A 13,496-nucleotide genomic window follows, 5' to 3' on the forward strand; every position below is an offset into this window, starting at 1 on the left:
CGCTCCTACTTCGTTTGTTTGCGTGGATCGAGTGCATCGCGCAGGCCATCGCCGACGAGGTTGAAGCAGAGTGCGACAACCATGATCGCGAGGCCCGGGATCGTTGACACGTGTGGATGTCCGACCAGCAGAACCTCGGTACCGTCGGCGGTCATCACACCCCAGTCGGCCGTCGGCGGAACGATGCCGACCCCGAGAAAACTCAGTCCGGCGGCGGCAACGATCATCAACCCCATCGTCGAGGTCGCATAGACCATCAGCGGGGAGACGACGTTGGGCATGAGTTCACGGAACAGGATCTGCGACCGGGAAGATCCGGCAGCACGCGCCGCCTCGATGTACTCGCGGTTTGCCTCCTGCATCGTCGCGGTGTACGCGACTCGGGCCATGTACGGCAGCAGCGTGATACCGATCGCCAACATCATGTTCCCCAGGCCGCGCCCCAACACCGCAGACAGCGCGAGCGCCAACAACACGATCGGGAACGCGAACACTGCATCGAGGGACCGCATTAGGAACGCCCCGATTCTGCTGCGACTGCTGCCCGCAAACAACCCGATCGCCAACGCGATGGGGAACACCACCAGCACCGGGACCATCGCGACGGTTAATGAGTAGCGGCCGCCGTACACGAGACGGGTCCAGATGTCGCGCCCCTGACCGTCGAGTCCCAGCCAGTGTCCCTCGGTAAGCGGCGGCGCAAGCCGTTGGGAGATGTCACCGACCAGCGGATCGTACGAGGTCAACAGCGGCGCGAATACGGCGGACAGAATCGCGAGAAGCAGGATCACCAACGCGATGGTGGCGGCCTTGTCGTGTAAGAACGCCTTCATCGCCAGCCGCATGCGACCGGTCGTCATCGGTGCTGTTTCGGACACAGCGCCCGATCGAGCGCCCAACGCCAGAGAATCAGAGGTCATTGTCAGGCCGCCTTAGCGCGAGGATCAAGGACCGCGGTCAGCAAATCCGAGATGAGGTTGATAACGACGAACACAATCGCCACGAACAGGACGCCGGCTTGGACGATCGGTAGGTCGTTAGCGGTGATCGCCGTGTACAGCTGCTGGCCGAGGCCCGGCCACTGGAAGACCACTTCGACGAAGATGACGCCGCCGAGCAGGTATCCGACCTGGAGTCCGATAATCCCGATCAACGATGGCAGCGCATTGCGTAGCACGTGCTTCCACAGCATCGTGCGCTCGGAAATCCCGGACGCTCTAAGCACAGTCACGTAATCACCACTGAGCGCCTCGATGACCTCGGCCCGAGTGAGGCGCGCGATCACCGCCAGCGGCACCAACGCCGCCACGACCGCCGGCAACGCGAGATGCGAGATGAGATCGAGGAATCCGCCGGGCTCTCGCGCGTTATACATGCCGCCGGTCGGGAACCATCCGAGTCCCAATGACAACGCCGCTACGGCCAGCAGGCCAGCCCAGTAAACGGGAGCGCTGGCACCGCCTAGCGAGAGCGCCATCGCGACCCTGTCGAAGATGCCACCCTGCTTGCGAGCCGCGATGACTCCGAGCGTGACGCCGAATACCACGGCGATGATGAGCGCGGCCGCGGCCAGGATCAGCGTGTTACCGAGCTTCGGTAGCAACAGCTCGAGCACTGGAAGACCCTGACTGATCGATGTTCCGAAGTCACCGGTCAACAATCCGCCGAGGTAGGTGGCGTACTGCTGCGGCAACGAGTCGTTGAGCCCCAACTCATTGCGTAACTGCTGTACTGCCTCATCGGTGGCGCCTTGTCCAAGGATGGCGCGCGCGGGGTCGCCCGGCACGAGCTGCAGCAACAAGAACACGATCAAGGTGACGCCCAGCAACACCAGTAGTGCCGAGCCAATTCGTTTCAGCGAGAAGAGCGTCATGACAGGCTCACATTCGTCAGGTCGTACCATTCCTCGCTGGCCAGGACGAAGCCCTCAACCCTCGGGGATAGCACGTACGGAGATTTGTCGTTGACGATCGGGATGAACGGGAGGTCTTCGATGGCGATGGCATTCACGTCTGCCCACAACTTGGTCGCCGTCTCGTCATCGGTGGCGAGAATTGCCGCATCGATCGCGTCCTGCATCTCGGGATTGTCGTAATATCCGACATTCGGGCCGTTCGGTGCGATCAGGTTCACGTTCGTGACGATGCCCAACCAGTACGGTGTGCTCATCCCCCACGACATCTGGGCCATTCCTACGCCGTCCTGCAGGCCCTCGTTGTAGTGCGAGATGTAGGAGATCCATTCGTAGGTCTGGATCTCGACGTCGATGCCAACCGCTGCCAGATTTTGCTGGATGTACTCCGCCATCTGCACGGGAACCATCTGCCCGGAGCCGTCGACGGACGTCTCCAGTACGGTGCTGAAGCCATCCGGGTACCCGGCTTCCGCCAGCAGTTCCTTCGCCTTCTGCGGGTCGTACTTGTACGGCGTATCAGCGGATGCGAGATACGCACTGTTCGCCGGGGCCTGGTTGCGATAGGCAGGCAGCGCGGTGCTCTCCAGCAGGCCATCGGCCATACCTTCTCGATCAATCGCCATACTGATCGCCTGGCGGACCCGCACGTCTTGCATCGGCTCCTCGTTCATATTCGCCGTGAGGTACCAGATGTGCGGCGGAGCTGCCTCGGTGATCACGAATCCGTCGTCCTCAAGTTTCGCGATACTGTCGGGTGTTGGGACCGCGATCATGTCCGTCTCTTCGTTACGCAACGAATTCACTCGAGCGGCGGCGTCCGGGATCGGCCGGAACACGACCTTTTCCAGTTCTGCTTCCTCACCCCAATAGTCGTCGTTACGCACCAGCGTGACCCGCTCGCCGCGCACCCTGTCCTCGAACTTGAACGGTCCGGTGCCAACCGGATGGTTCTGGATCTGATCGCCGTACTTCTCAACCGCATCGGGCGACATCATCACAGCTGCCCCGGTCCCGCCTTGCGCCATCAGGCGTAAGAATGGCGAGAACGGTTGGGACATCGTCAACGCGACGGTGTAGTCGTCGACCACGGTGATGTCCTCGAGGAATTGCCACAAGAACGTCGTGTTGCCCGCCGCTCGTACGTCGTACTGCGGAGCGTCCTTGTCCCACATCCGCCGGATGTTGAAATCGACGGCCTGCGCGTTGAACGGCGTACCGTCGTGAAACTTCACTCCTTCGCGCAATTGGAAGGTATAGGTCAGCCCATCAGCAGATATATCCCAACTCTCAGCGAGAAGCGGTTTGAGTTCGGTGCTCGCGGCCTCTGCCGAAGGCTGCGATAGATCCTGGCCGACGAGACCCTCAAACATCTGGTGATTGATTCGGTAGGTCACCCACCCGCCCGCGCCCTGGGGGTCGAGAATGTCCGGCTCGGACTCGATACCGATCACCAGCGTGTCACTCCACGCCTCACCGGACGCCGGAACCATACAACTCGACGTGCCCAGTACCGCGGCCATGATGACCACGCAGGCGCCGCTTAACCGAATCCTGTGACGATGAGTCTTTCTGTTCAAGCGTGCACTCTCCTTCGCCGTCGCCCACTCGCCCATCTACGGGGAGCGAACCGAGTCCGATTTGCGGATCGCCGCTCACGCGGCGTGCCATTAATTAAGCTCCGCGGATGTTGCGAGTCGTTTTCCCAAGAATGCCGATGTTGTAAGGGATCTGATCGGATTCTGCGGAATCGACGAAGGATCGGTGAGGTGCGACATACAAAACTGCCGAACAGTTTCGGACATGTTTCATACCGCCCACGAACGTATCCAGAGCGCGACGCCAGGCCGCTCATCAATTGACGGCCCGCCGCCACCAGCCGTAGCGTGACACCGACGAAGAGCGACACCGTAATACCGGAGGTCATGTGTTTCCCGATACGCAAGAGTGGTCCGGACTCAAGATCGTCATTACCGGATCCTGTGGTGGACTCGGCACGGCATTGCGCGAATTACTCGGTGGTTTAGGCGCCCAGGTCGTCGGAATCGACGTCGAAGGCAGCGGCGCACACGTCGAAGCCGATCTAAGCGACGAGATTCAGGCGAAGCGTGCCGTCGAGGACGCGGCCGCAACCCTTGGTGGCATCGATCGACTGATCGGAGCCGCCGGAGTCGTCGACACGATCCATCGCGCCGAGCGGTTCAGCGCGGATGCGTTTCGCGGTGATATCGAGGGCAATCTGATGTCGCAGTTCTTCGTTGCGCAGGCCGCGTACCCGCATCTGAAGGGAACGGCCGGAGCAGCGATCGCGATGGTCAGTTCGGTGGCGGGGCTGGACGGCGGACTCGGACAAGCGGCGTACGCCACGGCGAAGGCCGGCATTGTCGGACTCATCCGTACCCTCGCCGCAGAATGGGCCGCTGACGGCATCCGAGTCAACGGTGTCGCCCCGCACCTGTTCGCCACACCGAAGGTCGCAGCCCTGCCCGCAGAGACGACCGAGCGTTTGCTGAGCGCCATGCCGATGAAGCGGGTCGGCGAACTGCGTGAGGTCGCCGAACCGATCGCCTTCCTGCTATCGGGCAGCGCGTCCTATATCACCGGTCAGGTACTGCGCTTGGACGGCGGTAGTGGCCTGGCAACCGAAGGCCTCTACCGGGGCCGACCCCGCACTGAACAGTAAGGAGTGGTCTCATGTCCATCGAACAGCACGTCCGCACCCGCACCATCGCCGCCGCACCAGAAGCGATCTTCGCCGTACTCAGCGATCCCGCACAGCACTCGCGCACCGAACCCACCGACTGGGTCCGCGGCGCACTCGAATCGAACCCCGACAAACTCACCCGCGTTGGCCAAATGTTCGGGATGGAGATGTTCCACGTAAACGCGGGTCGGTACGAAATCGACAACAAGGTGATCGCGCTCGAGCCCAACCGCACGATCGCTTGGCAGCCCGGCCAGACCGAGAACGGCACCTGGGGCAGCGGCGGTTGGTGGTGGCGTTACGATCTCGAACCAGTTGATGGCGGCACCGCTGTGACCTTGACGTACGACTGGACGGACGTGCCAGAGGCCGTTCGCGCCGAGTTCGGCGGATTTCCTGCCGTGCCGGTCGAGTTCATTGATGAGTCGTTGAAGACCCTCGACGCCTACGTCACTGGTTAGCGTCACTGATCAGGTGACTGCATAAATCAACCGTCCGAGGTTGCCTCCGCGTCACCGGCTAGTTGGCCGCAGCATCCCACGTGCCGACGGTAATCCCGTCAGTACGGAGCACGACTTTGCGAATCTTCTGTGTTGGCGTCTTTGGCAACTCGTCCAGAAATTCGATATATCGCGGAACCATGAACTTCGGCATCCGCTCGACGAGGTAGGCGTGCAGGTCTGCGGCGGGCAAACTGCCAGGTTCATGCAAGACCACCGCGATCTTCACCTCGTCCTCGCTGTGTTCAGATGCCACCGCTACTGCTGCACACTCCAGCACGGCCGGATGCTCATTGACTTGCGCCTCGACTTCGAACGAGGAGATGTTTTCACCGCGGCGCCGTATAGCGTCTTTCTTCCGGTCGACGAAGAAGTAGTTGTCATTCTCGTCCCGGATGAATCCATCGCCGGTGTGCAGCCATTGATTACCCCAGGCAGCGACCGTGGCCTCGGGCCTCTTCCAGTAACCGGCCATCTGCGTCCACGGCTCGTCCGATCGCAGCACCAACTCGCCCAGCACTCCGGGCGGGACCTCCCGATCAAGTTCATCAACCAGTCGCACTTGGTATCCCGCACGCGGCCGTCCACAGCTTCCGGCCGGTCCAAGATCGAAACCGTCAGAGGTCAATGGGCAACTCGTCTCAGTCATGTTGAAGACAGTGGTGACCTGCACGTCAAAGCGCTCTTTGAACGCGGCCACATCGGCGATAACCGGAACCATCGTGACGATCTGTAACGGATTGTCGGCATCGTCGGGCAACTCCGGCTGGTTGTACACGAAGTTCGCCATCGCACCGAGCAGCAAGGTAATGGTGCATCCGTAATCACGGATATCTCGCCAGAACTCGTCCGTCTTGAACTGCGCCTTGAGCACCGAGTGCCCGCCGGCGAGTGAACTCAGGTAGATCATGTTCTTGCCGCTGACATGGAACAACGGGAACGGTACGTACAGCACGTCATCCGGTCCGACATCGACCCCCGGTGCCCCGCCGAGGGCTGTGGCGAACATTTGTGCCCACGGGACCATCACGCCTTTCGATGGACCGGTGGTTCCCGAGGTGTAGAGGATGCAGCTCAATTCATGCATCGCTAGCGCGCTCAGATCTGCGTCGGCTAGCGGCTCGGGCAGCTGCGATCCGTCGACAATGTCGATGTTCTCCAGGGAGCGCGTTCGCTCGTCAAGCCCGCCGGCGACTACCAGCGTGGTGATCGACTCGCGCTGCGCGAGCGGTTCGCGTAGTACCTCCGCGAAGTCTGACGTGGCGAGGACGGTCGCTGTCGCTGAGTCGTCCAGAACGTGCTCGAGCATCCGGCCGCGGTAGGCGGTATTGATCGGGACCTCGATGGCGCCGATCCAGGCTATTCCCAGCCATATTTCGATTGCAGCGATCGAGGTAGGCAACATCGTCGCGACCGTGTCGCCACGGGCAACGCCCCGATCGCGTAGTAACCGCGACCACCGTAAGGCGTTCTTGTGCACTTCGGTGTACGTCGCGCTCCGGCCACCTGCTTCGATCAGACAGGTACGCATCGGATCCGATCGCGCGACGTCTCGAACGATCTCGGGCAGAGGTTGGGGTTTCGCGTCCATCGGCGCCTCACTGGTCCGGCTGTTATGCGGCGAACGCTGTCATGCGCGCCGATGCCTTGTCAACGCATCCACCTTCGGTGTCAGTGGTGCGTGCCACGGCCGGTTGGTTAGCCTGAACCGGAGTTCGAGACTGTCCCGCGATCACCAAGGAGCCGCAATGCGTAAACCCGCCATTACCCTTATCGCTGTGCCAGGCCGCCGCCAGCAGACCATTGACGTCGCTGTCGAGGCGGACCGTCAGGGTTTTCCCGGGGTGTGGATCCCGAGCCCGGGTGAGGCGCTCGGTCTGTCCGGCTCGCTGGCGATGGCGACCGAGAACATTCAGATCGCGACCTCGATCCAGCCGATCTACCTGCAGAACGCCTCGGGCCTGGCCAGTTACTCGTCGTACCTCAACGAGGTGTCCGGCGGACGATTCGTGCTGGGTCTCGGCGTGAGCCACGAGCCGGCTATGGACCGGGTCGGCGTCATCAACCGCGGCAAGCCGCTCAGCGATATTCGGCAGTACGTCACCGACCTTCGGGCTGCAGACCCGAAGCCCGACGACCCCGCCCTCGGCCTACCGCCGCTGATGTTCGCGGCGTTGCGCAACAAGATGATCGCGCTGAGCGTGGAACTCGGAGTCGGCACTATCTTCGCGAATATCAGCGTCAACGACGCCGCCCGCGCGGTCGCGCAGATCCCCGCCGAGCGCCGGGAGGCGGGATACCAGATCGCGAACATGATCCCGACGATCATTGATGACGACAAGGAAGCGGCGGCCAACCGTCACCGCGCATCGCTGCAGGGCTATGCGATGCTGCCGAACTACCGCAACTACTGGCGCCAGGCGGGCTTCGAGGAGGAAATGGACGCGTTCGAGGCCGCTATCGCCGATCAGAACCCGCAGCGCATACCGGAGTTGATGAGCGATCGGTGGCTGTCCTCTGTGACGCTGTACGGCCCCGCGGCCGAGGTCCGCGACAAGACTCAGGAATGGTTCGACGCCGGCGTGAACACGCCGATTCTCGTTCCGGGAGCCGTCAAAGGCGGCCACCTAGGCGGGGCACGAAAGATCCTCGAGACCTTCGCAGACTAACTGTCGAGTCACTGACCTGAGCCGGAAGACGGCAACGCTGCAGCATCGTGCGCGTTGTCGCCCCGGTTGCTAATTTCACGAGGAACCGCATTGAACTACCGCAGCCCGTGGCCGATCATCCTGCAGGTCGCCGCCGCCCTCGCGATGGCCATGGGTATCGGTCGGTTCGTCTACACGCCGATCCTGCCGTTGATGACCGAGTCGGCCGGGCTCAGCGCCAGCGGTTCAGCACTCCTGGCGACGATGAACTACATCGGTTACTTCCTCGGCGCCGCAGCCGGAATCGTCTGGCCCCGAATCTTGCACTCCGCGCTGATCATGAAGGTTTGCCTCGCGGTGAGCGTCGTCGCTATTGCGATGATGGCCATTCCGGGGTCGATAGTGCTATGGAGCGCGCTTCGGCTCGTTTCCGGAATCGCCAGCGCCATTATCTTCATGGCCGCGGTCGCCGGACTGAATCGATTCCTGGGTGCAGCTCGCGGGCACCTCAGCGGTTGGGCGATGGCAGGAGTCGGTGTCGGAATCGCGGTGAGCGGCGCACTGGTCCTGGTGGTGCGCTCGATTGGAACGTGGCAAACCGCCTGGCTGACGACGGGCGCACTCGCTGCGCTGCTGGCGGCCGTGGCATGGCGGTTCGTCCCTGAACAGCCGCCACAACCGGCGACAGCCGGCGCGACCGAGCCTCGAAAACGCGCTACGGCGTCGTTCTCGATCCTGACGGTCAGCTACACCCTCGAAGGCGTTGGCTACATCATCGCGGGAACGTTCCTCGTCGCGGCGATCGACGCCACAGCCGCCGCTTGGGTCGGTAGCAGTGCCTGGATCCTGGTGGGTCTCGCATCGTCGGTGAGCGTGGTGATCTGGCTATCACTCACCCGCCGATTCTCGCGAACCACGCTGATGGCCGCGGCGCTCACCCTCCAGCTCGTCGGCGTCTCGCTGCCCGCTATGACCGAGAATGCCGGTGCCGCACTAGTGGCCGCAGTGTTGTTCGGTGGCACCTTTGTGCCGATCGCAATCCTCGCCCTCAGCATCGGCCCCGACCTGCCGTTCCCCCGCGCCGTGCCCATCCTCACCACGGCGTACAGCGTCGGGCAGATCCTCGGACCGCTGGTGGTTGCGCCGCTACTGCGCGATGGCTACCACGTCGCGCTTTGGGTCGGCGCGGGGTGCGTACTGGCCTCACTGGTCTTTGCGCTGGTGCTGCGCGTTCGCGTTCCCAATCCGAGGACGGCGTAGGCCGCTCTGGCCCAACACGAGAACCACGTTCGACGACCAGTGCAGGCCCCCGCAAAACGGTGCAACACAAAAGGCAGCGATCGAATCCCGATCACTGCCACTTCTAACATATAGCGCACCTGGGGGCTTGCCGCAAGACCCCCGGTATGCCGCACCATGGACAATCCTCCGTCTCCTCCGGCGGAGGTACACCGTCGTCCTATGGAGCGATCACCTTTGACGCAGGCACCCCGACCACATCAGTCACGCGCCTTCAACATTCCGGAGAATCTCCAACACAAAGACGTCCCAGACCTAATCGGCGTCGATGAACAGCACTTTGCCGCGATCGCCGCAAGCATCGACGACCAGGTCGCCACGCTTACTCGCCGCCTCGACGAATTGCGTTCCACCGCAGCGCGCGACGGTGAGGCAGCCATGGCTCGCGATCAGCAGATTCGCCGTATATTGGCGAATCTGCGCACTATTCGCCGATATGGATTCGACCTCTGCCTCGGGCGCATCGTTTTCGATGACGGTGGCGTCGTCCTCTATGTCGGGCGTTCCGGATTGTCCGATCGATTCGGAAACCAGCTGCTGGTTGATTGGCGCGCCCCAGCGGCGGAGCCATTCTTCGCTGCCACCCACGCCGACCCCATGGGTGTGGCCAGTCGTCGCCGGTATCGCTGGAATCGCGGACGCGTCGTCGATTACTGGGATGAAGCCTTCACCGACTCGGCCTTCGCGCACACGGCCGCGCTCGATGATCAATCGGCGTTCATCGCGACGCTAGGCGCTAGCCGTTCACCGCGGATGCGCGACGTCCTCGGCACGATCCAGTCCGATCAGAATGCGATTATTCGGGCCGGATCCCGCGGCGCGCTGGTGGTGGACGGCGGCCCAGGAACCGGGAAGACCGTCGTTGCACTGCACCGCGCGGCCTACCTGCTGTATAGCGATCCGCGCCTGGGCCATCATCGCGGCGGCGTACTCGTGGTGGGCCCGCACGAGCCGTACTTGGCATACGTATCGGATGTACTTCCCAGTCTGGGCGAGGAAGGGGTTCAGACCTGCACCTTGCGTCAGCTCGTGCCGGAGGGCGAGGCCGCCGGCATTGAGACCGACCCGCAGGCTGCCGCACTGAAGGCGCAACGGACGACGGCGGACGTCGTCGAATCAGCGCTCAGGTTCTACGAGGAGCCGCCCACCGCGCCGCTGGAGGTCGACACCGCCTGGGCGACCGTACGAATATCGCCGGCCGATTGGGCGGAGGCATTCGACGCGGCCGAGCCGGGAATACCGCACAACGAGGCACGCGACGTGATCTGGCACGCGCTGCTGCAGATCCTGCTCGACAAGCACGACGGGGATGTCTCGCTCGAGGCACTACGCCGCGACGCTGCCGCCAACGAGGAGTTGACGACGATCTTCAACTCCTCCTGGCCGCTGCTGCACGCCAGCGATGTCATCGCCGACCTGTGGTCAGTTCCGGCGTACCTGCGTAGATGCGCGCCATGGCTAACGAGCGCTGAGGTTCGCGCGCTGCAGCGCAGTGATCCCTACGCGTGGACCGAGCATGATCTGCCGTTCCTGGACGCTGCCCGGCAACGGCTCGGCGATCCCGACGCGTCCAAGCGCAAGCAACATAAGGACCGTGAGGAGGCCGCGCGGCGCGCGGAAATGTCGTACGTGATCGACGATCTGATCGCCGCCGATGATTCCGAGATGCAGGTTATGTCGATGCTGCGGCGGGATGATCTCGGCGATGCGCTGAGTGACGAAGCGGGGATGCCGCGCCAGCCGATCGACCAACTCGCCGGGCCCTTCGCGCACATCATCGTCGATGAAGCGCAAGAACTGACCGACGCGCAGTGGCAGATGCTGCTGCGCCGATGCCCCTCGCGCAGCATGACGATCGTCGGCGATCGCGCGCAGGCTCGGCACGGATTCACTGAGTCCTGGTCCGAGCGGCTCGGGCGTGTCGGCATCTCACGTCCCGCCCTCGCGCCGCTGAGCGTTAGTTACCGAACGCCCACTGAGGTGATGGACGAAGCCGCCCCGGTGATCCAGGCCGCGATACCCGACGCGAACGTACCGATGTCGGTGCGCACCAGCGGCATCGGCGTACGGCATGCTCCCATCTCGGCGCTGCCTCAGATCCTGGACGAGTGGCTCGCCGAGCACAGCGAAGGGACGGCCTGCGTGATTGGAGATCCGTCGTTTCAGCCGACCGATCGGGTGAGCAGCCTCAGTCCCGTCGAGGCGAAAGGGCTGGAGTTTGACCTGGTCCTCCTCGCCGAACCCGAGCGGTTCACAGGGGGCATCACCGCAGCGGTGGATCGCTACGTAGCCATGACTCGCGCGACTCGAGAACTCGTCATTCTGAGCGGGCATCCCGGTTCGTTGACAGGGTGATGTGGGACACGTTACCGTTCAGTTCAAGTTGATACGTCTGTCATCTTTTGATCTTGGGAGTTATGAGTTCGCGTGAAAATCAGCTGTAACTACGACCGGTGCACCAGTAACGGACTATGCGAGGCGGCCGCTCCGGAGTACTTCGAGATCCAAGACAACGGCGATCTCGACATCCTGCGCGAGGACGTCGATCCCGCCGATATGGCTGAGGTTCAGCAGGCCATTGACAGCTGCCCCACCCAGGCCCTTTCCCTCGTCGAGTAACGAGGATCCAGACCCGACGATCAGGAGCAATCGCCGTTATGACTGTTGTGCACATCGACGCACTGGATGCTGAAGTCAGCATTCCGAGCCCCACCGCCCGACCGAGCACCACCGACAAGGACATCTCCAGTGCCGCGTTCTGGTCGATACCGTTCGAGGAACGCGACACGACGTTCAAATGGCTGCGGGAGAACGCCCCGGTGTCGTGGCACCAGCCGTTCGAGGGCGCGTATGGCCCCGACGTCCACTTCGAGCAGGGGTTCTGGGCGGTCGTTAAAGCCGAAGACATCACCTACGTCAGCCGCAATCAGGAGTTGTTCAGCTCCGACCAGCAGATCAACAACATCATGCTGCGTCCGCGCTTCCCGCAGGCAATCGGGCGGCCCTCGTTCCTCGAGATGGACCCGCCGATGCACACGCAGTACCGCAAGGTGATGAGTCAGGCCTTCACCCCTAAGGGCGTACGGCGGATCGACGAGTTGATCAACCAGCGCGCTGCGGAGATCATCGACCGCGTCATCGGCGCCGGTGACATCGACTTCGTCGAGGAGGTATCCGCGAAGCTCCCCATGTTGACGGTCGCGGATATGGTCGGCGTACCAGAGAGTCAGGTCGAGGCGTTCGCCAAGGCCGCCGACGGCTTTGTCGGCGCAAATGATCCTGAGGTGAACGGCGGACGCGACCCGCAGGAGTTCGTTTTCGAGCAGATCGGGATCGTGACGCAGATCGGCCTGGAGACGATGGCCTACAAGCGGGAACACCCGGCCGACGACATCGCCACCGCGCTGGTCAACGCCGAACACGTCTTCGGTCGCCCGCTGAACGAGCGCGAGGTCTCCGCCGTCATGCTGCTGCTGGCCGTCGCGGGCAACGACACCACGAAGCAGACGACGACGCGTACCACGATGTCGCTGTGGGAGAACCCCGATCAGCGCGACTGGCTGATGGGGGATTTCGAGGGCCGGATCATGAAGTCGATCGACGAATTCGTGCGGCACGGCTCGCCGGTTATCGAGTTCGCACGCACCGCCACCCAGGACGTCGAACTACGCGGTCAGGTGATCCCCAAGGGCGACAAAGTCGTGATCTTCTACTGCTCGGGCAATCGGGATGAAGAGGTCTTCGAAAACCCGACGCGCTTTGATCTGCAGCGTCCAGCATCCGGACACGTCGGCTTCGGCGGCGGTGGGGTGCACTTCTGCCTCGGAAACGGCGTCGCGAAGGCGCAGTTGCGGGCTATGTTCAACCAGATCCTGACCAAACTGCCAAAGATGACTATCACCGGCGAACCGGTCCTACTGCAGAGCGAATTCATCAACGGGGTGAAGCACCTTCCGGTACATATCCCGTAGCCGTTACATATCCAGTAAGTAAGCGGCACAACGTCGCTGGCGCCGATCAATTCGATCGGCGCCAGCGGCGTTTAGGCTTCGTCAGCGGCGATTATGCTTCCTCAGCCGCAGGTTCGGCGACCGCAGCGCCCTTCTTCGGCGAACCCTCCGGAACCAGTTTGAGGCCAATCACGGCGGCGACGATGCCGACGATAAACACGATCTTGCCGATAGAGGCCACCTCCTGGCCGGTCGTCATCGCATACGTGACGGTCAGCGCGGCGCCAGTCCCGGTCCACACCGCGTACGCCGTCCCAATCGGGATATGGCTTGCCGCATACCCGAGGCCTATCATGCTCACGATGACGGCACCGGCGAACACGAGACTCGGGCCGAGCTTGGTGAATCCCTCGGAGAGCCCCAGAGCGGTGGCCCACACGGCTTCGAATACGGCGCTGATCAGCAACACGACCCACGGCATCG

General features: G+C 62.8%; 12 protein-coding genes. 7 read left to right on the plus strand and 5 right to left on the minus strand.

From position 1 onward, the window contains the following. Positions 1–5: 5 nt before the first annotated feature. The 3 genes from E1H16_RS15580 to E1H16_RS15590 are packed head-to-tail and all read right to left on the minus strand — an operon-like array spanning position 6 to position 3,492. Positions 6–920, minus strand: a complete 915-nt coding sequence (locus E1H16_RS15580) for an ABC transporter permease (protein WP_134324846.1) — start codon at positions 918–920, stop codon at positions 6–8. Positions 921–922: 2 nt separating this feature from the next. Then, positions 923–1,873, minus strand: a complete 951-nt coding sequence (locus E1H16_RS15585; protein WP_134324847.1) for an ABC transporter permease — start codon at positions 1,871–1,873, stop codon at positions 923–925. Continuing rightward, on the minus strand, positions 1,870–3,492 hold the full coding sequence (locus tag E1H16_RS15590) for an ABC transporter substrate-binding protein (protein ID WP_166741797.1): 1,623 nt from the start codon (positions 3,490–3,492) through the stop codon (positions 1,870–1,872). The genes E1H16_RS15585 and E1H16_RS15590 overlap by 4 nt, the downstream gene beginning before the upstream one ends. A 347-nt stretch (positions 3,493–3,839) precedes the next feature. On the opposite strand from E1H16_RS15590, the gene E1H16_RS15595 reads away from it, so the two are divergent. Further along, positions 3,840–4,595, plus strand: a complete 756-nt coding sequence (locus E1H16_RS15595; protein WP_134324849.1) for an SDR family NAD(P)-dependent oxidoreductase — start codon at positions 3,840–3,842, stop codon at positions 4,593–4,595. An 11-nt stretch (positions 4,596–4,606) separates the two neighbouring features. After that, positions 4,607–5,077 carry an SRPBCC family protein gene (locus tag E1H16_RS15600; RefSeq protein ID WP_134324850.1) on the plus strand — a complete coding sequence of 157 codons (471 nt, stop codon included), beginning with the start codon at positions 4,607–4,609 and terminating at the stop codon, positions 5,075–5,077. 58 nt (positions 5,078–5,135) lie between these two features. Here the strand turns inward: E1H16_RS15600 and E1H16_RS15605 are convergent, their stop codons facing one another. Next, the gene (locus tag E1H16_RS15605; RefSeq protein WP_134324851.1) at positions 5,136–6,707 is read right to left on the minus strand and encodes an AMP-binding protein; all 1,572 of its coding nucleotides are present in this window, start codon (positions 6,705–6,707) and stop codon (positions 5,136–5,138) included. Positions 6,708–6,864: 157 nt separating this feature from the next. On the opposite strand from E1H16_RS15605, the gene E1H16_RS15610 reads away from it, so the two are divergent. The 5 genes from E1H16_RS15610 to E1H16_RS15630 all read left to right on the plus strand — a co-directional run bounded on the left by E1H16_RS15610 (position 6,865) and on the right by E1H16_RS15630 (position 13,034). Beyond that, positions 6,865–7,785: an LLM class flavin-dependent oxidoreductase gene (locus tag E1H16_RS15610; RefSeq protein ID WP_134324852.1), complete on the plus strand. Its 921-nt coding sequence runs from the start codon at positions 6,865–6,867 to the stop codon at positions 7,783–7,785. Positions 7,786–7,875: 90 nt separating this feature from the next. Then, entirely contained in the window at positions 7,876–9,024 is a 1,149-nt protein-coding gene (locus tag E1H16_RS15615; RefSeq protein WP_208379097.1) for a YbfB/YjiJ family MFS transporter, read from the plus strand. Between the two features lie 201 nt (positions 9,025–9,225). Continuing rightward, on the plus strand, positions 9,226–11,418 hold the full coding sequence (gene helR, locus E1H16_RS15620) for an RNA polymerase recycling motor ATPase HelR (protein ID WP_134324853.1): 2,193 nt from the start codon (positions 9,226–9,228) through the stop codon (positions 11,416–11,418). A gap of 72 nt (positions 11,419–11,490) precedes the next feature. Beyond that, positions 11,491–11,682 (plus strand): ferredoxin, encoded by a 192-nt coding sequence (locus E1H16_RS15625; protein ID WP_134324854.1) that lies wholly within the window; start codon positions 11,491–11,493, stop codon positions 11,680–11,682. 38 nt (positions 11,683–11,720) lie between these two features. After that, positions 11,721–13,034: a cytochrome P450 gene (locus E1H16_RS15630; protein WP_134324855.1), complete on the plus strand. Its 1,314-nt coding sequence runs from the start codon at positions 11,721–11,723 to the stop codon at positions 13,032–13,034. Positions 13,035–13,125: 91 nt separating this feature from the next. Here E1H16_RS15630 and E1H16_RS15635 read toward each other — a convergent pair whose 3' ends face one another. Then, positions 13,126–13,494 (minus strand): DMT family transporter, encoded by a 369-nt coding sequence (locus E1H16_RS15635; RefSeq protein ID WP_134324856.1) that lies wholly within the window; start codon positions 13,492–13,494, stop codon positions 13,126–13,128. Between the last annotated feature and the right edge of the window lie 2 nt (positions 13,495–13,496).

The organism is Cumulibacter soli (genome assembly GCF_004382795.1).
Classification (GTDB): domain Bacteria; phylum Actinomycetota; class Actinomycetes; order Mycobacteriales; family Antricoccaceae; genus Cumulibacter; species Cumulibacter soli.